Origin of the sequence: Burkholderia sp. AU33423 (assembly GCF_002223135.1) — a bacterium.
In the GTDB taxonomy this organism is placed as follows: domain Bacteria; phylum Pseudomonadota; class Gammaproteobacteria; order Burkholderiales; family Burkholderiaceae; genus Burkholderia; species Burkholderia lata_D.
In genome coordinates this window covers 1210310-1229913 of record NZ_NKFH01000004.1, presented here as the reverse complement: position 1 = coordinate 1229913, position 19604 = coordinate 1210310, and the positions used below count along the sequence as shown (strand labels likewise).

20 protein-coding genes, 2 tRNA genes and 1 pseudogene are annotated in these 19604 nt (G+C 66.3%); 9 read left to right on the top strand and 14 right to left on the bottom strand.

The window, feature by feature from the left end:
• Positions 1–136: 136 nt before the first annotated feature.
• From CFB50_RS08375 to ssuD, 4 genes are read right to left on the bottom strand one after another with little or no spacing between them, the layout of a single operon-like run.
• A complete protein-coding gene (locus CFB50_RS08375; RefSeq protein ID WP_006476104.1) occupies positions 137–352 on the bottom strand; it encodes a TOBE domain-containing protein in 216 nt (71 codons plus the stop codon).
• Between the two features lie 56 nt (positions 353–408).
• Positions 409–1368 (bottom strand): ATP-binding cassette domain-containing protein, encoded by a 960-nt coding sequence (locus tag CFB50_RS08370; protein ID WP_089445521.1) that lies wholly within the window; start codon positions 1366–1368, stop codon positions 409–411.
• The gene (gene ssuC / locus CFB50_RS08365; protein ID WP_043182674.1) at positions 1365–2177 is read right to left on the bottom strand and encodes an aliphatic sulfonate ABC transporter permease SsuC; all 813 of its coding nucleotides are present in this window, start codon (positions 2175–2177) and stop codon (positions 1365–1367) included. Before ssuC ends, CFB50_RS08370 begins: the two co-directional genes overlap by 4 nt.
• Before the next feature lie 17 nt (positions 2178–2194).
• Complete coding sequence (gene ssuD, locus CFB50_RS08360; RefSeq protein WP_089445520.1) at positions 2195–3352, bottom strand: FMNH2-dependent alkanesulfonate monooxygenase; 1158 nt, start codon at positions 3350–3352, stop codon at positions 2195–2197.
• 341 nt (positions 3353–3693) lie between these two features.
• Between ssuD and CFB50_RS08355 the strand changes: the two genes are divergently transcribed.
• The gene (locus CFB50_RS08355; protein WP_006484223.1) at positions 3694–4122 is read left to right on the top strand and encodes a hypothetical protein; all 429 of its coding nucleotides are present in this window, start codon (positions 3694–3696) and stop codon (positions 4120–4122) included.
• Between the two features lie 88 nt (positions 4123–4210).
• Here the strand turns inward: CFB50_RS08355 and CFB50_RS08350 are convergent, their stop codons facing one another.
• The 3 genes from CFB50_RS08350 to CFB50_RS08340 are packed head-to-tail and all read right to left on the bottom strand — an operon-like array spanning position 4211 to position 6104.
• Positions 4211–5365 (bottom strand): enoyl-CoA hydratase/isomerase family protein, encoded by a 1155-nt coding sequence (locus CFB50_RS08350; protein ID WP_174947442.1) that lies wholly within the window; start codon positions 5363–5365, stop codon positions 4211–4213.
• A 31-nt stretch (positions 5366–5396) separates the two neighbouring features.
• On the bottom strand, positions 5397–5735 hold the full coding sequence (locus tag CFB50_RS08345) for a DMT family transporter (protein ID WP_069247865.1): 339 nt from the start codon (positions 5733–5735) through the stop codon (positions 5397–5399).
• A gap of 3 nt (positions 5736–5738) precedes the next feature.
• On the bottom strand, positions 5739–6104 hold the full coding sequence (locus tag CFB50_RS08340; protein ID WP_089445518.1) for a heme-binding protein: 366 nt from the start codon (positions 6102–6104) through the stop codon (positions 5739–5741).
• A 197-nt stretch (positions 6105–6301) separates the two neighbouring features.
• On the opposite strand from CFB50_RS08340, the gene CFB50_RS08335 reads away from it, so the two are divergent.
• From CFB50_RS08335 to CFB50_RS08305, 7 genes are all read left to right on the top strand, one after another.
• Positions 6302–6378, top strand: a tRNA-Met gene (locus tag CFB50_RS08335).
• A 161-nt stretch (positions 6379–6539) separates the two neighbouring features.
• Entirely contained in the window at positions 6540–7085 is a 546-nt protein-coding gene (locus CFB50_RS08330) for an NUDIX hydrolase (protein ID WP_006476111.1), read from the top strand.
• An 11-nt stretch (positions 7086–7096) separates the two neighbouring features.
• Entirely contained in the window at positions 7097–7861 is a 765-nt protein-coding gene (gene aat / locus CFB50_RS08325; RefSeq protein ID WP_069247864.1) for a leucyl/phenylalanyl-tRNA--protein transferase, read from the top strand.
• Between the two features lie 33 nt (positions 7862–7894).
• Complete coding sequence (locus CFB50_RS08320) at positions 7895–8725, top strand: arginyltransferase (protein WP_069247863.1); 831 nt, start codon at positions 7895–7897, stop codon at positions 8723–8725.
• A 98-nt stretch (positions 8726–8823) separates the two neighbouring features.
• Positions 8824–9861, top strand: a complete 1038-nt coding sequence (locus CFB50_RS08315) for a quinone-dependent dihydroorotate dehydrogenase (RefSeq protein WP_021161559.1) — start codon at positions 8824–8826, stop codon at positions 9859–9861.
• A gap of 100 nt (positions 9862–9961) precedes the next feature.
• Positions 9962–10756, top strand: coding sequence for a cystine ABC transporter substrate-binding protein (locus tag CFB50_RS08310; RefSeq protein ID WP_011351851.1), 795 nt, complete (start codon positions 9962–9964; stop codon positions 10754–10756).
• Positions 10757–10878: 122 nt separating this feature from the next.
• A complete protein-coding gene (locus CFB50_RS08305) occupies positions 10879–11571 on the top strand; it encodes an amino acid ABC transporter permease (RefSeq protein WP_006484207.1) in 693 nt (230 codons plus the stop codon).
• A gap of 52 nt (positions 11572–11623) precedes the next feature.
• Here the strand turns inward: CFB50_RS08305 and CFB50_RS08300 are convergent, their stop codons facing one another.
• From CFB50_RS08300 to rnr, 6 genes are all read right to left on the bottom strand, one after another.
• On the bottom strand, positions 11624–12610 hold the full coding sequence (locus CFB50_RS08300) for a Gfo/Idh/MocA family protein (RefSeq protein WP_089445517.1): 987 nt from the start codon (positions 12608–12610) through the stop codon (positions 11624–11626).
• Positions 12611–12711: 101 nt separating this feature from the next.
• Positions 12712–13428, bottom strand: a complete 717-nt coding sequence (locus tag CFB50_RS08295) for a FadR/GntR family transcriptional regulator (protein WP_089445516.1) — start codon at positions 13426–13428, stop codon at positions 12712–12714.
• 279 nt (positions 13429–13707) lie between these two features.
• Positions 13708–14403, bottom strand: coding sequence for a ribose-5-phosphate isomerase RpiA (gene rpiA, locus CFB50_RS08290; protein WP_011351848.1), 696 nt, complete (start codon positions 14401–14403; stop codon positions 13708–13710).
• Positions 14404–14494: 91 nt separating this feature from the next.
• The gene (locus CFB50_RS08285; RefSeq protein ID WP_089445515.1) at positions 14495–15367 is read right to left on the bottom strand and encodes an N-acetylmuramoyl-L-alanine amidase; all 873 of its coding nucleotides are present in this window, start codon (positions 15365–15367) and stop codon (positions 14495–14497) included.
• 97 nt (positions 15368–15464) lie between these two features.
• Entirely contained in the window at positions 15465–16208 is a 744-nt protein-coding gene (gene rlmB / locus CFB50_RS08280; protein WP_039358863.1) for a 23S rRNA (guanosine(2251)-2'-O)-methyltransferase RlmB, read from the bottom strand.
• Positions 16209–16356: 148 nt separating this feature from the next.
• A complete protein-coding gene (gene rnr, locus CFB50_RS08275; RefSeq protein WP_069247857.1) occupies positions 16357–18825 on the bottom strand; it encodes a ribonuclease R in 2469 nt (822 codons plus the stop codon).
• A 249-nt stretch (positions 18826–19074) separates the two neighbouring features.
• Between rnr and CFB50_RS08270 the strand changes: the two genes are divergently transcribed.
• A tRNA-Leu gene (locus CFB50_RS08270) sits at positions 19075–19161 on the top strand.
• Between the two features lie 223 nt (positions 19162–19384).
• Here CFB50_RS08270 and CFB50_RS08265 read toward each other — a convergent pair.
• A pseudogene (locus CFB50_RS08265) lies at positions 19385–19591 on the bottom strand (MarR family winged helix-turn-helix transcriptional regulator); the annotation flags it as partial.
• Positions 19592–19604: the final 13 nt, after the last annotated feature.

Below are 19604 nucleotides of genomic sequence, written 5' to 3'. Positions count from 1 at the left end.
GCCTCCGACATCGGTGTCGCTCCATCCTAGCACTTCGTCCGAGCGTCGAATACCAACGCAAACGCGCTGCGCAAATGCCGGGCGGCGCCGACGGGCAGGTTGCCCGCGGCGCCGCGCCGGTGCAGGACACGCGGGCTCAGAGGCGCGCGATCGATACTTCGGTCGATTTCACGAGCGCGACGACTTCCGCACCCACCTTCAGTTCGAGTTCGTCAACCGAACGGGTCGTGATCACCGACGTGACGATGCCGAACGGCGTCTCGACGTCGACCTCGGAAACCACCGATCCGCGAATGATCTCCTTGACCTTGCCCTTGAACTGGTTACGTACGTTGATTGCAGTGATGCTCATCAGGTTGATCGCTCCGAAGAAAAGATCTCAGAACGGGCGGCCGCTGCCGCCCGGATTTAAACGGCCCAGCGGATCTGCCCGACCGGTCGAACGTTGTTTGTCTCATGCGGTGCGCCGTGGTCGGCCGCACCGGGCCCGCCGGCGAGCACGCGTTTCAGCACGCGATCCTCGAGCGCCGCAAACGCGGCCGACGCGCGGGCGCGCGGCCGGTCGAGCGGCACCGGCTGATCCAGCGCCACCCGCCCCTGCTCGATGAGCAGGATGCGGTCGCCGAGCGCGACGGCCTCCTGCACGTCGTGCGTAACGAGGAGCGCGGTGAATCGATGCTCACGCCACAACCGCTCGATCAGCGCGTGCATCTCGATACGGGTCAGCGCGTCGAGCGCGCCGAGCGGCTCGTCGAGCAACAACAGTTGGGGCCGGTGCACGAGCGCACGGGCCAGCGCGACACGCTGCCGCTGGCCGCCCGACAGTTGCGCGGGCCAGTCGTTCGCGCGTTCCAGCAGCCCGACTTCATCGAGCACCGCGCGTGCCTGGTCGCGCGCGCCGCGTCCGAGGCCCAACATCACGTTCTGCAGCACGGTCTTCCACGGCAGCAGGCGCGCATCCTGATACATGATCCGCGTATCGAGTTCGCCGCCGCCCTCGCCGCGCGTCTGGAGCGTGCCGCTGCTCGGCTGCTCGAGTCCCGCCACGAGACGCAGCAGCGTCGATTTCCCGCAGCCGCTGCGGCCGACGATCGCGACGAAACTGCCGCGCGCGATGCCGAGCTCGACGTTGTCGAGCACCGTGCGTGCCCCGAAGCGCTTGCTGACGCCCGACAGTGTCACGGCATCGTCGGGTGCCGGGCTTCCTGGCCGTCGCCGCGCGAGCGGAACGACGGATGCGCTGCCGTCACGTTCGAGAACCGCTGCGTCCCGCGCGTCGCCGTCCGCGACACGCGCCTGCGCCAGTTCGGCCTCGAGGTCTGCGCCGGCGAGCGGGCTGTAGGCGGCCGCCGAAGTCGTCGCATTCATGCCTTTGCTCCTGATTGATAAGCGGGGTGCCAGCGCAGCGTCACGCGCTCGAGCCATTTCGCCAGTACATCGGCCAGCTTGCCGAGCACCGCGTACAGCAGGATGCCGACCACCACCACGTCGGTTTGCAGGAATTCACGCGCGTTCATCGTCATGTAGCCGATGCCCGACTGCGCGGAGATCGTTTCCGCGACGATCAGCATCACCCACATCAGCCCGAGCGCAAAGCGCACGCCGACGAGAATCGACGGCAACGCACCAGGCAGGATCACGTCGCGGTACAGCGCAAAGCCGCGTACGCCGTAGCTCTTCGCCATCTCGATCAGGTTTGCATCGACCGAGCGAATCCCGTGGTACGTGTTGATGTAGACCGGGAAGAACACCCCGAGCGCAACGAGGAACAGCTTCGCCTTCTCGTCGATGCCGAACCACAGGATCACGAGCGGAATCATCGCGAGCGCCGGGATGTTGCGGATCATCTGGATCGTCGAATCGAGCGCGACCTCGGCCGCCTTCGACAAGCCGGTCGCGAGCCCCAGCGCGAGGCCGACACCGCCACCGATCGCGAAACCGAACAGCGCACGCCAAGTGCTGACCTTCACGTTCGCCCACATTTCACCCGACGTCACGAGCGACCAGGCCGCTCGCACGACCGCCACGGGCTCGGGCAGCACGCGGGTCGACAGCCAGCCGGTGCGCGCACCGACTTCCCATGCCGCCAGCAGCGCGAGCGGCACGAGCCACGGTGCGACGCCGCGCCATGCGCGGGCAGCCACGGCCGCGCCCGTCGTCGACGTTTTCGTTGTCATCGCAGGCCTCCTGTCGCTCAGCTCTGGGCCGCTTTCGGCAGATAGCTGTTGCCGACGATCTCGCCGAACGGGCCCGACAGCGGGCCAGTCGCCTTCGCCGCGCCGTTGCCCTTGATCAGCGGGAATACGAGTTCCGCAAAACGGTACGACTCCTCCAGGTGCGGATAACCGGACAGGATGAAGGTCTCGATGCCGAGATCCGCGTATTCGCGCATGCGCTCCGCGACCTGCTCCGGATTGCCGACGAGCGCGGTGCCCGCGCCGCCGCGCACGAGGCCGACGCCGGCCCACAGGTTCGGGTACACCTCGAGCGCCTCGCGGCCGCCGCGCTTGCCGCCGTGCAGCGCGGCCATCCGGCGCTGGCCTTCCGAATCCATGTTCGCGAACGCCTTCTGCGCGCGTGCGATGGTTTCGTCGTCGAGGCGGCTGATCAGGCGCTCGGCGTCGCGCCATGCTTCGTCCTCGGTCTCGCGCACGATCACGTGCAGACGAATGCCGAACTTGATCTTGCGGCCGCGCGCCTCGGCGCGGGCGCGAATATCGGCGATCTTCTTCGCGACGGCCTCGGGCGGCTCGCCCCAGGTCAGGTAGGTGTCGATGTGATCGGCCGCGATCTCGTGCGCAGCCGGCGACGAGCCGCCGAACCACAGCGGCGGATGCGGACGCTGCACGGGCGGATACAGCGCCTTGCCGCCTTTCGACTGCAGATGCTTGCCGATGTAGTCGAACCCGCCGTTGTCGTGCGACGTGGACAGCAGCCCGCGCCAGATGTTCAGGAAGTCGTCGGTGATTTCATAGCGCGTGTCGTGATCCGCGAACAGGCCGTCGCCTTCGAGCTCGGCAGCATCGCCGCCCGTCACGACGTTGATCAGCAGGCGGCCGCCCGACAGGCGGTCGAACGTCGCGGCCATCCGCGCCGACAGCCCCGGCGATGCGATGCCGGGACGGATTGCGACCAGGAATTTCAGGCGCTGCGTCGCCGGGATGAGGCTCGATGCAACGACCCACGCATCCTCGCAGGAACGGCCGGTCGGCAGCAGCACGCCCTCGTAGCCGAGCGTATCGGCCGCCACCGCGACCTGCTTGAAGTAATCGTAATCCGCGGCGCGCGCACCTTCGGCCGTACCGAGATAGCGGCTGTCGCCGTGCGTGGGGATAAACCAGAACACATTCATCTGCTGCTCCTGCTTGACTGTCCTTGCCGGAATTTGAAAAAGACACCGCCCTGCTCGCGTCGCGGATGAGCGGCGCATGCATGGTGTGCGTTCGAATCGGGATGGCTCGCCGGTCAGGCCGTGCAGCGGGCGAGGACGCAATTGCACGGCTGTTTCTGGGAAATCAGTCTAGGGATCGGTGCAGGGCTTTGGAACGATTTTTTTGAGCTTAGGTTTTCCGCTTTCGTGATTAGCACGACGCTGGAGCGAATATCGCGGCGGGCGGGCCCTATAATGGCGCACCTATCCGAATAACTCCGCGCGGACGGCCCCGGCCGTGCGCGCCTGCGGTGCACTCATCGATGCAGAAAGTCATCCTGCCATTCCTGTCCGGCTTCCTGGCCGCCCTGTTCTTCCGCGAAGCCACGCTCGCACTCCTTCATACGGCCGACCTGATCGCCGCAACCGGCTTCTCCACACAGCCGTTCGCGCCGCTCGGCATTCCTGAATTTGTCGCGAATGCGCTGATCAGCGCGTGCTGTGCGATCCCGATGGCATGGCTGCTGCGCGTCTCGCCGGAGCGCGAGGCCTCGTGGATCGGCGCGCTGGTGTTCGGCGGCATCGTGCTGACGGCCGCCCGCGTGTTCGCGATCGATCCGCTGCGCGGCATCTGGCCGTCGGGCAACATGATGCCCGTGCTCGCAGCCGGCTTCGCGGCGAACGCGGTATGGGGCTTCGGCGCACTCGTGTTCATGCGCGCGTTCATGTCGGACGACGCAGGCGACGAGTAACGCGGTCGACACACATGAAAAAGGCTGCCTGCACACATGCAGGCAGCCTTTTCTTTTCCAGCTCGCGCTTCGGTCAGTCCGACCGACGTCAGTCCTGCAGCTTCCGCAGCGGATGCGTGTCCGGCGTCCACGGGCTGTCGAACATCGCGAGCACGTCCGCGCGATCGATATCGGCGGACGACTTGAAACGCCAGGCCGGCTGGTGGTCCTTGTCGACGATCAGCGCGCGCACGCCTTCGATCACGTCGCCGCGCGCGAACGTCGAGCGCGTGAGATCGAGATCGCGCCGCAGGCAATCGGCCATCGTTGCCCCGCGTGCACGTTCGACGACTTCCAGCGATACGGCCATCGACAGTGGCGACAACTGTTCGCGCATCGCATGGGTCGCCTTCTCCACCCATCCGTCGACGGCCGCGCAATCCTGCTCGGTGTCGAGCGACGCGAGGATCGCGCCGATGTCCGGCTGCGCGAAATGCCGGTCGATCCCGGCACGCGCGTCGGCCAGCGCCGACGTGTCGGGCGTCGGCACGACCTTGTGTGCGGCCGCCGCGTCGGCCACGCAGGCGACCGCCTGCTCGCCGCTGTCGATGCGCGCGCTGCGCAGCGTATCGAGCAACGCCGGCAGCGCGGCATCGGGCAGATAGACGTCGGCGAGTTGCGCGTACAGCGCGCCGGCCGCGTCGAGCGTCGCGCCGGTCACGGCGAGATAGCGGCCGATCGCGCCGGGCGTGCGCGCGAGGAACCAGCTCATCCCGACGTCCGGGAACAGGCCGATACGCGTTTCCGGCATCGCCATCTTCGTCGAGTCGGTCACGACACGCAGGCCGCCCGTATGCCGCGCCGCCTGCGAAATCCCCATGCCGCCGCCCATCACGACGCCGTGCATCAGCGCGATATAAGGCTTCGGATACGTGAAGATCGTGTGGTTCAGCGTGTATTCCTCGATGAAGAACGTATCGACCGCATCGCGGTCGCCGCGCTGCCACGCGTCGTGGAAGAAGCGCACGTCGCCGCCCGCGCAGAATGCGCGCGGATGCGGGCTGTGCACGACGACCGCGACGACCTCGGGATCGTCGCGCCACGCGTCGAGCGCCTGCTGCATCAGCCGGATCATGCCGACCGACAGCGCATTCAGCGCCTTCGGCCGGTTCAGTTCGAGAAAGCCGATGCGGTTCGCGACTGTCGCGCGCACGTCGGGCTGAGTGGATTCGGCGGAAGCGGCAGCGAAAGTGGAATCGGTCATGAGGGTCATCCGGCAATTGGCAGTCGCACGCTCAGTGCGCCTGCATCTTCGAAAACAGGTTCAGCACCACGACGCCGGCGATGATCAGGCCGAGGCCGATCACGGCCGGCAGGTCCGGCACCTGGCGATAGAGCAGCATCGCAACGAGCGTGATCAGCACGATGCCGGCGCCCGACCAGACTGCATAGATGATGCCGACGGGCATCGTGCGCAACGTGATCGACAGGCAGTAGAACGCGATGCCATAACCGGCAATGACCAGCAACGACGGCCAGAGACGCGTGAAGCCGTCCGCCGCGCGCAGCGCCGACGTGCCGATCACTTCCGCGACGATCGCGATCGCGAGCCATGCGTAACCGGGAAGCTGCATCGCTCAGCTCCTTGCGAGGGCCAGCACGGCGTAGTCGTGGCCAAGCTCGGCACACAGTGCCTCGACGACGAATTCGTGGTCCGCGCGCTGCGGCAGCCCCGACGCGGTGATCGAGCCGATCACGCCGGCACCGGCGACGGTCAGCGGGAACGAGCCGCCGTGCGGCGAATATTCCGCGATCGGCAGCCCGTGCTTGTCGGCGAGCGTCGCGCCGGCCTGCTGCATGCGCAGGCCGATCGCATGGCCGCGCGACGTCGCGAGCGCGTGCATCCGGTTGCCGAGCGCCCACGCGCGGGCCGGGTCGAAATGGGGAAATACAAGCGCCTGTTCCTGCGCGCCGATCGATTGCAGATCGTGAGCGATGTCCATGAATCCGTCGATACAGTAATGAGAGTCGCAACAGCGCCGAAGCGATCGCGCACGGCCCCGCTGCCGAAGAAACGAAACAAACCGCTCGATTCTAGCGCACGCACCCTCCGTACCGGCCCCACAAGCGGCGACAAGAAATTGTCAGAAAGCGCTTGCGCGCCTTCGGGTTACTCCTTATAATTCATTTCTTCGACGGACGCGGGGTGGAGCAGTCTGGCAGCTCGTCGGGCTCATAACCCGAAGGTCGTAGGTTCAAATCCTACCCCCGCAACCAACGTCCAGAATGATGCGAAAAGCCCGGCCCAGCGCCGGGCTTTTTGTTTTTCCGCCGCAGGCCCCGCCACGCTTCGCGCGACCCGCGGCCTGCACGCGCAGGCGTTCAAGAATGCCGCGCCCCGGTGATACACTCGCATCACCTCGTCCCTTCCACTCGACATGAAATTCTGCTCCGTCTGCGGTCACGAAGTCCTCGCGCGCATTCCTCCGGGCGACAATCGCGAGCGCTTCGTCTGCGATCACTGCGGCACGATCCACTACCAGAATCCGCGCAACGTCGTCGGCACGGTCCCGGTCTGGGGCGATCAGATCCTGCTGTGCCGCCGCGCGATCGAACCGCGCTACGGGTTCTGGACGCTGCCCGCCGGCTTCATGGAAATGGGCGAGACGACGGCCGAAGCGGCCGCACGCGAAACGCTCGAGGAAGCCGGCGCGCGCGTCGAGGTGCAGAACCTGTTCACGCTGCTCAACGTGCCGCACGTGCATCAGGTCCACCTGTTCTACCTCGCGCGGCTCACCGATCCGGGTTTCGAGGCCGGCGAGGAAAGCCTCGAAGTGAAGCTGTTCGACGAAGCCGACATCCCGTGGGACGAAATCGCGTTCCCGACCGTCAGCCAGACCCTGCGATTCTTCTTCGCCGATCGAGCCGCGGGCGACTACGGCGTGCACACCGGCGATATCTTCCGCTCGCTGCGCAACGGCTGAGCCCCTGCGCCATGGTCCCCTGGCTCGGCCCGGACGATCCGTTTCCGCCCATCGAACGCGCGCTCGGTCCCGCGACCGGCGCGCCCGGGCTGCTCGCCGCGAGCGCCGACCTGCTGCCGTCGCGCCTCATCGACGCATACCTGCGCGGCATCTTCCCGTGGTATTCCGACGGCCAGCCCGTGCTGTGGTGGAGCCCCGACCCGCGCATGATCCTTGTGCCGGCCGAATTCAAGGTGTCGCCCTCGCTGCGCAAGACGTTGAAGCGCGTGCTGCGCGAGCCGGAATGGGAAGTGCGCGTCGACCACGACTTTCCGGGCGTGATGCGCGCGTGCGCGCAGGCGCCGCGCCGAGGGCAGCGCGGCACGTGGATCACGGCCGAGATCATCGACGCGTATACGTCGCTCTACCGCTCCGGCAACGCGCACAGCATCGAGACGTGGCACGACGGGCGGCGCGTCGGCGGCCTGTACGGCGTGTCGTTCGGGCGAATGTTTTTTGGCGAATCGATGTACGCGGACGCGACCGATGCGTCGAAAATCGCGCTGGCCGCGCTCGTCGCGCACCTTCGCGAGCAGGGGCTGGAAATGATAGACTGCCAGCAGAATACGTCGCATCTAGCGTCGCTCGGCGGCCGCGAGATCGCACGCAAGGCCTTTGTCGCTCACGTGCGCAGCGCGGTAGCCGAACCGCCGATTCCGTGGCAGTTCGACAAGCGCGTGCTCGCCGCGCTGACGGGCCGCGCCGAAACGGCGGCCCCCTCCGGGATCGAGCGCTAGCGCGGCACTCCCTCCCTGCAACGAGAGCTGCCCATGACTCACCCGACTGAGCTGCCGCTTTCACCGCTTTCGGCGCTGCAATTCTATGCAACGGCGCCCTATCCGTGCAGCTATCTGGACGGCCGCGTCGCGCGCTCGCAAGTCGCGACGCCGAGCCACCTGATCAACTCCGACATCTACACCGAGCTCGTGAAGGCCGGCTTCCGGCGCTCGGGCGTCTTCACGTATCGTCCGTACTGCGACGGCTGCCGTGCCTGCGTGCCGGTGCGCGTGCCCGTCGACGCGTTCGCGCCGTCGCGCACGCAGCGCAGGATGTGGAAACGGCACCGCACGCTCGTCGCGACGGTTTCGCCGCTGCACTACGACGAAGAGCACTACGCGCTCTACATGCGCTACCAGTCCGCACGCCACGCGGGCGGCGGCATGGATCGCGACAGCCGCGACCAGTACGAGCAATTCCTGCTGCAGAGCCGGATCAACTCGCGCCTCGTCGAATTCCGCGACCTCGACGCCGCGGGCGGCGAGCCCGGGAAGCTGCGCATGGTCAGCATGATCGACATCCTCGGCGACGGGCTGTCGTCCGTCTATACGTTCTTCGAGCCCGACGACCAGCACACGAGCTACGGCACCTACAACATCCTGTGGCAGATCGAGCAGGCGAAGAGCCTCGGCCTGCCCTACGTGTACCTCGGCTACTGGATCCGCGAGAGCCCGAAGATGGCCTACAAGGCGAACTTCCACCCGCTCGAAGGGCTGATCGACGGCCGCTGGAAGATACTCGATCCGGAACGGATCGACCTGCCGCCCGTCGACGCGGCGCTGGCCCGTGCGCCGTTGCCGGGCGGACATTCCGGCTCGGGCTGACGCGCGCCGCGGGGGTAACGAAGCGAAGCGCGCCCCTGCCGCCCAACTCCCGGTAAAATAGCGGGTTGTCATTCATTCCGGCTGTCCGCCCTATTCCCGTGTTCAGTTCCCTCTATCCGCTGGCCCGCGCATCCCTGTTCAAGATGGATGCGGAAGACGCTCACCACCTCACGCTCCGCGCGCTCGGCGCGGCCGGCCGCACGGGCCTTGCCTGCGCGCTGTCGGCCCGCGTGCCCGACGCACCGCGCACCGTGATGGGGCTCACGTTCCGCAACCCGGTCGGCCTTGCAGCCGGCCTCGACAAGGACGGCGCGGCCATCGACGGCCTCGCGGCACTCGGCTTCGGCTTCATCGAAGTCGGGACGGTCACGCCGCGCCCGCAGCCCGGCAACCCGCGCCCGCGGATGTTCCGCCTGCCGCAGGCCGAAGCACTGATCAACCGGATGGGCTTCAACAACCACGGCGTCGACCAGTTCGTGAAGAACGTCCAGGCTGCCCGCTATCGCGGCATCCTCGGCCTGAACATCGGCAAGAACGCCGATACGCCGATCGAGCGCGCCGCCGAGGACTACCTGTACTGCCTCGAGCGCGTGTACCCGTTCGCGAGCTACGTGACGATCAACATCTCGTCGCCAAACACGAAGAACCTGCGCCAGCTGCAGGGGGCGGGCGAGCTCGACGCACTGCTCGCGGCGCTGAAGGACAAGCAGCAGCGCCTCGCCGACCTGCACGGCAAGCTCGTGCCGCTCGCCCTGAAAATCGCGCCCGATCTCGACGACGAACAGGTCAAGGAAATCGGCGACACACTGCTGCGCCACAAGATCGAGGCGGTCATCGCCACCAACACGACGCTGTCGCGCGCGGCCGTCCAGGGCCTGCCGCACGCGGACGAAGCCGGCGGCCTGTCGGGCCGCCCCGTGTTCGACGCGTCGAACGAAGTGATCCGCAAGCTGCACGCCGAAGTCGGCAGTGAAGTGCCGATCATCGGCGTCGGCGGCATTTTCTCGGGCGAGGATGCCCGGGCGAAGCTCGCGGCCGGCGCGGCGCTGGTGCAGCTCTATACGGGGTTCATCTACCGCGGTCCCGCGCTCGTCGCGGAATGCGTGAAGGCCGTCGCCCGCGAACGCACCGCGTAATATAGGCATAAACAAACGATATTTAGTGGTCGATTGCATTTTTGCTATCATCGGCCTCGTTACCAGAATCAATGACCCGGACAGGGCAAGGAAACACACGATGAAGATTGCGCTGCTGAAGAAGCTGCTGGTTGCCGGCCTGATCGGCACGTCGTTCGCCGCTGCCACCGCGCATGCGGCCGACCTCCTCGACCAGGTGAAACAACGCGGCACGCTGCGGGTCGGCCTCGAAGGCACGTTCCCGCCGTTCAACTCGAAGAACCCGCAAGGCGAACTCGTCGGCTTCGACGTCGACATCGCGAAGGCCGTGGCCGCGAAGCTCGGCGTGAAGGCCGAATTCGTGACGACCGAATGGAGCGGCATCATCGCGGGCCTGCAGGCCGGCAAATTCGACGTGATCGCCAACCAGGTCGGCATCACCGACAAGCGCAAGGAAACGCTCGACTTCTCGCCGGCGTACACGTACTCGTCCGCGCAACTGATCCAGCGCAACGACGATACGCGCCAGTTCAAGTCGCTTGAAGACCTGAAAGGCAAGAAGCTCGGCGTCGCGCTCGGCACGAACTACATGGACATGGCGAAGTCGGTGCCCGGCATCGACGTGAAGACGTACCCGGGCGCGCCCGAGTACCTGCGCGATCTTGCGGCCGGCCGTCTCGATGCGGCGCTCAACGACCGCCTGATGCTCGCGTACCTGACGAAGAACTCGCAACTGCCGCTGCGCCCGGGCGCGAACGTCGGTTCGGCGAACCCGTCGGGCATCCCGTTCAAGAAGGGCAACCCGAAGTTCCAGAAGGCGATCGACGACGCGATGGCGCAACTCGAGGCCGACGGCACCTTCACGAAGATCTCGGACAAGTGGTTCGGCATCGACGTGACGAAGCCGATCAAGTAAGCACGCCTGCATTTCCCGCCTGACGGCGGGCCGGAAAGGGCGGCATCCGTAACGATGCCGCCCTTTGTTTTATGCGTCCGGTTTATGATTGCGCTTTCGCGCACGCATTCGATTCGTATTCCATGTCGACAACGTCCCTGCTCGTCCAATCGCTGCCGGTGCTCGCCCAGGGCGCCGTTCTGACCGTCAAGTTCGCCGTCCTGTCGATGGTGTTCGGCCTGCTTGGCGCCGTCGTGCTCGCGATGATGGGCATCCGGCAAAGCGAAGCGCTCGACGGCTTCGAACGCATCTGGGTCAACGCGCTCGCGTGGCTGGCACGCGCGTACGTGAGCCTGATGCGCGGCACGCCGCTGCTCGTCCAGATCTTCGTCATCTATTACGGGCTGCCGAGCCTCGGCATCTCGCTCGACCCGACGCCCGCCGGCGTCATCGCGCTTTCCGCGAACGTCGCGGCCTACATGTCGGAAAGCATGCGCGGTGCGATCAACGGGATCGCGCGCGGCCAATGGCTCGCCGCGTACAGCCTCGGGTTGTCGTGGGGGCAGACGCTGCGCTACGTGATCGGTCCGCAGGCGCTGCGCATCGCGGTACCGAGCCTGTCGAACAGCCTGATCAGCCTGATCAAGGACACGTCGCTCGTGTCCGTGATCACCGTGACCGAACTGCTGCGCAGCGCGCAGGAAGTGATCGCGGCGACCTATCAGCCGCTGCCGCTCTATCTCGCCGCCGCGGCCGTGTACTGGATCCTGTGCCAGATCCTCGAATGGGTGCAGCGCTGGTACGAAAAGCGCCTGTCGCTGCCGTCGCGGCATTGAGCACACGCCGTCCGCCGGGCCGCGCGCGCGTGCCCGGCTCCCGCCTTCCCGCTTACTCGCCCGAATAACGCACCCCGAGCGCCGCGCGCGCGGCATCGGTCATCGCGATCATCTGCCGCGAATGGTCGTGCGTCATGATCGGGCTTTCGGTCTTGCCCGCGCGCAGCAGGTCGCAGAAATGCGCGGTCTCGTAGTTCAGCCCGCCGCCGTCGACAGGCGCATCGAGTTCGACGGTGCGCCCGTCCGCATAGCGAATCGTCGCACGCGCGGGGTTCCACCATTTCTCGTGAATCGTCACGTGGCCGCCGGCCGCGGCGATCAGCGCGTCGCCGCGCCCCATCACGTCGAGCCCGCAAAAGAGCTGCGCGATCCCGCCGTTCGCGTGCACGCTGTTCAGGCTTGCGAACAGGTCGACACCCGTTGCCCCGACGCGGCCGAGCGTCTGCACGTCGAGCGCCGCGCCGAGCCAGTCCACCGCGAGAAACGCCTCGTAGATCCCGATATCGAGCAGTGCGCCGCCCGCGCGATCGAGGCGATAGACGGCATGGTCGTCCGGCACCGACGACGATGCACACCCTGCCCGCACGAGCCGGATCTCGCCGATCGGATCGTCATGCAGATGCGCACGTAACTGACGGTACAGCGGGAAGAACGGCGGCTTCATCGCCTCCATGAAAAGCCGCCCGGCGTCGCGTGCCGCACTCAGCACGGTGTCGAGCTGCGCCGCGTTCAGCGTCGCGGGCTTTTCGCACAGCACGGCCTTGCCGGCAGCAAGCGCGGCCAGCGTGTACTGCGCGTGACTGTCATGGAGCGTCGCGATGTAGACCGCGTCGATATCGCTCGTGAGGAGTGCTTCGAGGCTTGCGGCAGGCGTACCGCCGTACGCTCCGCAAAAGTCTGCCGCGGCATCGGCGCGGCGGGCCCAGGCACCGGCGAGCGTGGCGCCCGGCACATGCGCGAGGCTTTGCGCGAAACGGCGCGCGATGCTGCCTGCGCCAATGATGCCGAAGCGCACCGTGCGATGGTCGTTGTCGTTCATCCTGATCTTCCGTGTCGGTCGTATGACGGTGGCCGGCACGCTGCCGGCCGGCCGTCATGATAAACGGCCCGGCGGCACACGGATGAGGGACTCACGCAGCGTCAGGCGCGCACGGGCACGTCGACGGAGAAATCGCGCGAGATCTCGTCGGCGCTGAAATCGATCAGCGCGAGCGAAGCGGCTTCGGCTTCGCGCGGATCGCGACGCTCGATCGCGTCGACCACACGTGCATGCGCCTTCACGACGACATCGTGTGCACCTTCCTTCTGCACGACACGCGGATTCACGAGACGCACCGCACCGCGCACGATCGCCGCCATCTGCTGGAAAAACTGGTTGCCGCTCGCCTGCACGATCCGCGTGTGCAGCAACTCGTCCGCCGTGTCGTAGCCGGGGTCGCCCGGCTGCAGCACCTTGAACGCATCGAACGCTTCGCGGATGCTCGCGATGTCGCCAGCCGTCGCACGCACCGCCGCCTGCGCGGTCGCGCGCGGTTCGATCAGCATCCGGAATTCGATGACGTCGCGCATGAACTGCGGATCGGGTTTCGCCCGGAATCGCCAGCTCACCACGTCTTCGTCGATCATCCGCCAGTCGCGCATCGGCCGCACGCGCGTGCCGACTTTCGGACGCACGTCGAGCATGTCGCGTGCAAGCAACATCGATAGCGCTTCCCGCATCACGGTGCGACTCACATCGAACTCTTTCGACAGCACGTCCTGCGGCGGCAAGATGCCGCCATACTTGTCCTCGACGATACCCGAGACAAGCCCATCCATCACTTTCGCGACCAGTGACCGGTCTTTGCCCTGCTCCATGACACCTCCCCGTGCGTCGATTTGCGAACACCTGCTCCGCAGTTCCGCCGGCCCTGGTTACGACTGTTCTTATGATCTATAAGTTGATGAGTTCGACGATATTTCGCTATCTGGTAAACACCTGACAGGGTTATCCCTCTTTTTGACGGGGTGATTTATACGGCTAAAAATAAGGCCCGGGAAGCGCATTGCGCCTACCGGGCCCCGATTTCCACAAGATTTAAACATTCAGTCTATTACGACACGTGACGCATCATTACGGACTGCTTGCCATATCTTTCAATTAGCCGAATATACGATCGTTTCAACGCCGTTTTCCGTGCCGAGCAAGCACAGATTCGCACCGCGCTCGGCGAACAGGCCGACCGTCACGACGCCCGGCCATGCGTTCACCTGGGCTTCGAAACCGCGCGGATCGGCGATCTGCAGCCCCTTCACGTCGATGATCTCGTTGCCGTTGTCGGTGATATACGGCGCACCGTCCTTCGTCACGCGCAGCACCGGCACGCCGCCGAGCGCGGTCACGCGCCGGCCGATCGCCGTGCGCGCCATCGGCACGACTTCGATCGGCAGCGGGAACGCGCCGAGCACCGGCACGCGCTTGCTGGCGTCCGCGATGCAGACGAACGTATCGGCCACCGACGCGACGATCTTCTCGCGCGTCAGCGCGCCGCCGCCGCCCTTGATCATCGCGCCGCTCGCGTCGATCTCGTCGGCGCCGTCGACGTACACCTGCAGCGAGTCGACCTCGTTCAGGTCGAACACCTTGATGCCGTGCGACTTCAGGCGTTCGGTCGTGGCGACGGAGCTCGACACGGCGCCGCGATAGCGCGCCTTGACGACGGCGAGTGCGTCGATGAAGCAGTTGGCGGTCGAGCCGGTGCCGACGCCGATCACGGCGCCTTCCGGCACGTTCTGGATCACGTAATCAGCGGCGGCCTGGCCGACGAGGCGTTTGAGTTCGTCTTGAGTCATGGAGTGGTAATGCTGCGGGATTGCGGAAAACCGCCAGTTTACCGGACTCGGCTGACGGCCCGCGTTTTTCGGCGTGTCGGGCACGGCGAATTCAGGGCGCGCCCGCATCGGGCGCGTTGTCCGCCGGTTGCGTGCCGGGGAAGTACTTGTCGAGCAACGCCTGCGCGATCGCGTCGGTTTCGGCGTCCGGGTTGCCCGCATAGTCGGACGGCCTGAAATGCATCTGGAACGCCGCAAACACGCGTCGCGTGCGTGCGTCGAGCACCCCGTCGGTGGCCACGTCGTAACCGTAGCGCGCGAGCTTGAGCTGCAGTTCGCGCACATCGACCGGCGCATGCGGATCACGCCCGCCGAGCCGCGCGGCCACGGCCGCATCGTCCGGCCACGCGCCGACGCCGGCTCGGGCCAGCGCATGCCAAGGAAACAGCGGCCCCGGATCGATCTTGCGTTGCGGCGCGATGTCGCTGTGCCCGACCACGCGCGTCGGCGGAATCCCGTAGCGCGCGACGATGTCCTGCGACAGCCGGGTCAGCGCCGCGACCTGTTCGGGCGGATAGGGTTGCCAGGTGCGGTTTTGCGGATCGAGCGGCCCGCGGTTCACGTTCTCGATGCCGATCGACACCGCGTTCAGCTCGGTCGTGCCCTGCCACTCGCTGACGCCTGCATGCCACGCGCGCTCCGATTCCGGAACGAGCTGGTAGACGACCGGCATCCCGCGCTCGATGCGCGGCTGCGGTGGGATGACGTAATGCACGCTCACCGAGTCGCCCGTCAGCGTGCGCAGCGATTTCGCCTCGTCGCTTTCGGTGTAATGCATCACGAGAAAGCGGATCCGCGAATCGGCGCCGCGCGCGTGCAGGCTCGTGTCGGCGTAGTAGGTACCGCGTTCGACGAGCGACGGCGACGCGCAGGCAGCCAGCAGGCACAGCACGGCGCAGGATACGCCAGCGCGAAACAGGGTCATCGGTCGCGAGCTCCGGAGAGCCGCGTGCCGCATCGGATCGCGACACGCGTCGTTCGGGTCATTCGAGGCCCGCGCAGGGCGCGCGGGACGGGCTGCGTCAGCCCTTCACGCGCCGCTGGCGCACGGCTTCGTACAGGCACACGCCGCTTGCGACCGATACGTTCAGGCTTTCCACACTGCCGGCCATCGGAATGCTCATCACTTCGTCGCAGGTGTCGCGCGTCAGCCGGCGCATGCCTTCGCCTTCCGCGCCCATCACGAGCGCGACGGGGCCGTCGAGCTTGGTTTCGTAGAGCGTCGCCGATGCCTCGTCCGACGTGCCGATGATCCATACGCCGGCGTCCTTCAGCTCGCGCAGCGCACGGGCGAGGTTCGTCACCGTGATGTACGGCACCGTATCCGCCGCGCCGCTCGCCACCTTGGCCGCGGTTGCGTTCAGGCCGACCGCACGGTCGCGCGGCGCGATCACCGCGTGCGCGCCGGCCGAATCGGCGACACGCAGGCACGCACCGAGGTTGTGCGGATCGGTGACACCGTCGAGCACCAGCAGCAGCGCGGGGCCCTGGATGCCGTCGAGCAGCTCGGACAGGTTCTGCGCGAGCGGGATGTCCTCGACACGCGCGACGACGCCCTGGTGACGCTCGGTATGCGCGAGGCCCCACAGGCGCGTTTCGTCGGCCGCGATCAGCCGCACGCCCGCTTCCTTCGCGGTGTGCAGGAAGTCCTGCATGCGGCGGTCGCGGCGCGTCTGGTCGTACAGCACCTCCGCAACCGTCGATGCATCGTGCCGCAAACGTGCGGTCACCGCATGAAAACCGTAAAGAACCTTCAGACGTGACATGACTGGAACAACCTTCGATCAAACGTGCGGCCGCGCGACGCGCGCAGCCACGATCCATGGAAAAGGAAAGCGCCGCGGTGCCGGCTGATGACCGGTCACGCGGCGTCTCTCGATACTGCAGGGCGGGCGCAGGCGCCGCCCCGAACGCTCAGTACTTCTTGCGGGCGCGTGTCTTCTTCGCGGTCGGCTTCGCCGCCGCACCGCCACCGCTGCCCCCCTTCTTACGCGCGGCGCGTGCTTCCTTCACCGCGACGCTCGGCGCACTCGCGGCCTTCTTGTGGCGCGGCGCGGGCTCGTCCACCTGCGGCAGCGTGCGTACACGCGGGCCATTGCCGCGGTCGACCCCGCCGCCAGCGGAAGCCGGCGCGGGCGACGGACGCGGCGCCTTCACCGGCGTATCGCGCACGAGGCGGAAATCGATCTTGCGTGCATCGAGATCGACGCGGCTCACCTGCACGCGCACCCGATCCGACAGGCGGTAGCGGATGCCCGTGCGTTCACCGCGCAGCTCGTTCTTGATCTCGTCGTACTGGAAGTAGTCCGAGCCGAGTTCCGTGACGTGCACGAGCCCTTCGATGAAGAGCGTGTCGAGCTGCACGAAGATGCCGAACGACGTGACGCCGTTCACCATCCCGCCGTACTCCTCGCCGAGCTTGTCGCGCATGAAGTAGCACTTGAGCCAGGCCTCGACGTCACGCGATGCTTCATCCGCGCGGCGCTCGTTCGCCGAGCAGTGCAGGCCGAGCTCTTCCCAGATCGCCGTGTTCGAACGCGAGCGGCCGCGCGATTCGTCGTCGGCCTGCTGCATCGCGCGGGCGCGCGGCGACAGCGCGGTGTTCAGCTCGAAGCCGTCCGGCGCCTTCGGCGTGTACTTCTTGCCGGACAGGATCGCGTAGATCGCGCGGTGCGTGAGCAAGTCCGGATAACGGCGGATCGGGCTCGTGAAGTGCGCGTACGCCTCGTAGGCCAGGCCAAAGTGACCGATGTTGTCCGGGCTGTAGACGGCCTGCTGCATCGAGCGCAGCAGCATCGGCTGCAGCATCTGCGCGTCGGGCCGGTCGCGAATTTGCGCCATCAGCGCCGCGTAGTCGCTCGCATGCGGCTTCTCGCCGCCGCCGAGCGACAGGCCCATGCCGCGCAGGAACGCACGCAGGTTCTCGAGCTTCTCCGGCGTCGGCCCCGCGTGCACGCGGTACAGGCCCGGATGCTTGTGACGCTTCAGGAAGTCGGCCGCGCAGACGTTCGCGGCCAGCATGCATTCCTCGATCAGCTTGTGCGCATCGTTACGCTGGCGCGGCACGATCTGCTCGATCTTGCCCTGTGAGTTGCAGACGATGTAGGTCTCGGTCGTGTCGAAGTCGATCGCGCCACGCTTCTGCCGTGCGGCGAACAGCGACTTGTAGACGCCGTACAGGTCCTGCAGGTGCGGCAGCAGGTCTGCGCGGCGCGCGGCCTCCGGCCCCTTCGTGTTCGACAGGACGGCGGCGACTTCGGTGTACGTCAGGCGCGCCGCCGAATGGATGACGGCCGGATAGAACTGGTACGCCTTGATCTCGCCGCGCGCGGTGATCACCATGTCGCACGCGAGCACGCAGCGGTCGACCTGCGGATTCAGCGAGCACAGGCCGTTCGACAGCTTCTCCGGCAGCATCGGAATCACGCGGCGCGGGAAGTAGACCGACGTGCTGCGCTCGAGCGCGTCGGCATCGAGCCCGCTGCCCGGCTGTACGTAGTGCGACACGTCGGCGATCGCGACGATCAGCCGGTAGCCGTCGCCGCGGCCGACCTTGACCGGCTCGCAGTAGACGGCGTCGTCGAAGTCGCGGGCGTCCTCGCCGTCGATCGTCACGAGCGGCACGTCGCGCAGGTCGACGCGGAAACGCAGGTCGGTCGGCCGCACCTTGTCGGGCAGCGCGGCGGCTTCGTCGAGCGCCGGCTGGCTGAACTCGTGCGGCACGCCGTACTTGCGCACCGCGATTTCGATTTCCATGCCCGGATCGTCGATGTCGCCGAGCACCTCGACGACACGGCCGAGCGGCTGCGAATGGCGGCTCGGGAAATCGGTCAGCTCGACGACGACGACCTGCCCGACCTTCGCCTTCTTCACGTTCTGCGTGATCAGGATGTCGTGGCCGATGCGCTTGTCTTCCGGTGCGACGATCAGCGCGCCGTTCTCGTTGAGCAGGCGGCCGATCACGCGCTTGTTCGCGCGCTCGGTGACTTCGACGACATGCCCTTCCGGACGGCCGCGGCGATCGTAGCCGACGATCCGCGCGAGCACGCGATCGTTGTGCATCACCTTCTGCATTTCGCCGTTCGGCAGGAACAGGTCGTCCTGGCCGTCGTCGCGGATCACGAACCCGTAGCCGTCGCGATGCCCCTGCACGCGCCCGGCGACGAAGTTCGACGGATGGGTCAACTGGTAATGGCCGCGCTTGTCGAGGCGGATCTGGCCGTCGCGTTCCATCGCGGCGACACGCCGGAAGAACCCCTCGCGCTCCTGACGCTTGATCGACAGTGCTTCTGCGATGTCGTTGGCGGCCAGCGGCGCGTCGCTCGTACGCAGCACGCCGAGAATCTCTTCACGGCTCGGAATGGGGTACGGATATTTGCTCAAGGGTTTATCGATGGTTGTTCTCGTTGCGTTGATTGATGGTGCACGGCATCAACATAGAGGTGTCCTTCAGACAGTTCTATATTGACGGCGGCGGGTCATTCTATCACCCGCCTGTGTCGCCAAATGACCGGAATGCCGCCAGCCGGCGCGGCGGAGCCCGGTTTGCGATGCATCGCAAAAAAGTGTTGACACGAATAATTGGGGCGCTATAATTTCGCTTCTTTGCAGCAAGCAGCTACTGCAAAACGTGCCCAGGTGGCGGAATTGGTAGACGCACTAGGTTCAGGTCCTAGCGGTGGCAACATCGTGGAGGTTCGAGTCCTCTCCTGGGCACCATCTGTATTTAAAAAGGTCGGCTTTTAGCCGGCCTTTTTTCATTTCAAGCCCAGGAAGCAAAGCGCCTGCGCGCTTTGCGTGAGGACTCGAAAGGCTGCGCTTGCAAGCGCAGCCGGGGTCGCGCATGTGTGACCGAGTCCTCTCCTGGGCACCATCTGTTTTTTGAAAAGGTCGGCTTCTAGCCGGCCTTTTTTCATTTCCGGCCCAGGAAACGCCGCTCGGCTCATTCGCCGATGAACTTGCGCAGCAGGCGGGTCAGTTCATCAAACCCGGCCTTCGAAAATTTCCGCAAGCGGGCATTGAGCACCTTCTGCGCAATCTCCGGGATCTGCACGGCAACTGCCTGCCCCGCTTCGGTCAGCGCGATGCTCACCACCCGCCGATCGCTCACGCTGCGTCAACGCTCGACGAGCCCCTTGTGCTCCATGCGCATATCAAATCGC

What these genes read in the sequence shown, in the direction of transcription:
- CFB50_RS08285 (WP_089445515.1), bottom strand. Translation starts at nt 15,367, where the DNA reads ATGACCCTGTTTCGCGCTGGCGTATCCTGCGCCGTGCTGTGCCTGCTG.
- ssuC (WP_043182674.1), bottom strand. Translation starts at nt 2,177, where the DNA reads ATGACAACGAAAACGTCGACGACGGGCGCGGCCGTGGCTGCCCGCGCA.
- CFB50_RS08370 (WP_089445521.1), bottom strand. Translation starts at nt 1,368, where the DNA reads ATGAATGCGACGACTTCGGCGGCCGCCTACAGCCCGCTCGCCGGCGCA.
- rpiA (WP_011351848.1), bottom strand. Translation starts at nt 14,403, where the DNA reads ATGACTCAAGACGAACTCAAACGCCTCGTCGGCCAGGCCGCCGCTGAT.
- CFB50_RS08300 (WP_089445517.1), bottom strand. Translation starts at nt 12,610, where the DNA reads ATGAACGACAACGACCATCGCACGGTGCGCTTCGGCATCATTGGCGCA.
- rlmB (WP_039358863.1), bottom strand. Translation starts at nt 16,208, where the DNA reads ATGTCACGTCTGAAGGTTCTTTACGGTTTTCATGCGGTGACCGCACGT.
- CFB50_RS08330 (WP_006476111.1), top strand. Translation starts at nt 6,540, where the DNA reads ATGAAATTCTGCTCCGTCTGCGGTCACGAAGTCCTCGCGCGCATTCCT.
- CFB50_RS08295 (WP_089445516.1), bottom strand. Translation starts at nt 13,428, where the DNA reads ATGGAGCAGGGCAAAGACCGGTCACTGGTCGCGAAAGTGATGGATGGG.
- CFB50_RS08350 (WP_174947442.1), bottom strand. Translation starts at nt 5,365, where the DNA reads ATGACCGATTCCACTTTCGCTGCCGCTTCCGCCGAATCCACTCAGCCC.
- ssuD (WP_089445520.1), bottom strand. Translation starts at nt 3,352, where the DNA reads ATGAATGTGTTCTGGTTTATCCCCACGCACGGCGACAGCCGCTATCTC.
- CFB50_RS08340 (WP_089445518.1), bottom strand. Translation starts at nt 6,104, where the DNA reads ATGGACATCGCTCACGATCTGCAATCGATCGGCGCGCAGGAACAGGCG.
- CFB50_RS08375 (WP_006476104.1), bottom strand. Translation starts at nt 352, where the DNA reads ATGAGCATCACTGCAATCAACGTACGTAACCAGTTCAAGGGCAAGGTC.
- aat (WP_069247864.1), top strand. Translation starts at nt 7,097, where the DNA reads ATGGTCCCCTGGCTCGGCCCGGACGATCCGTTTCCGCCCATCGAACGC.
- CFB50_RS08310 (WP_011351851.1), top strand. Translation starts at nt 9,962, where the DNA reads ATGAAGATTGCGCTGCTGAAGAAGCTGCTGGTTGCCGGCCTGATCGGC.
- CFB50_RS08305 (WP_006484207.1), top strand. Translation starts at nt 10,879, where the DNA reads ATGTCGACAACGTCCCTGCTCGTCCAATCGCTGCCGGTGCTCGCCCAG.
- CFB50_RS08320 (WP_069247863.1), top strand. Translation starts at nt 7,895, where the DNA reads ATGACTCACCCGACTGAGCTGCCGCTTTCACCGCTTTCGGCGCTGCAA.
- CFB50_RS08355 (WP_006484223.1), top strand. Translation starts at nt 3,694, where the DNA reads ATGCAGAAAGTCATCCTGCCATTCCTGTCCGGCTTCCTGGCCGCCCTG.
- CFB50_RS08345 (WP_069247865.1), bottom strand. Translation starts at nt 5,735, where the DNA reads ATGCAGCTTCCCGGTTACGCATGGCTCGCGATCGCGATCGTCGCGGAA.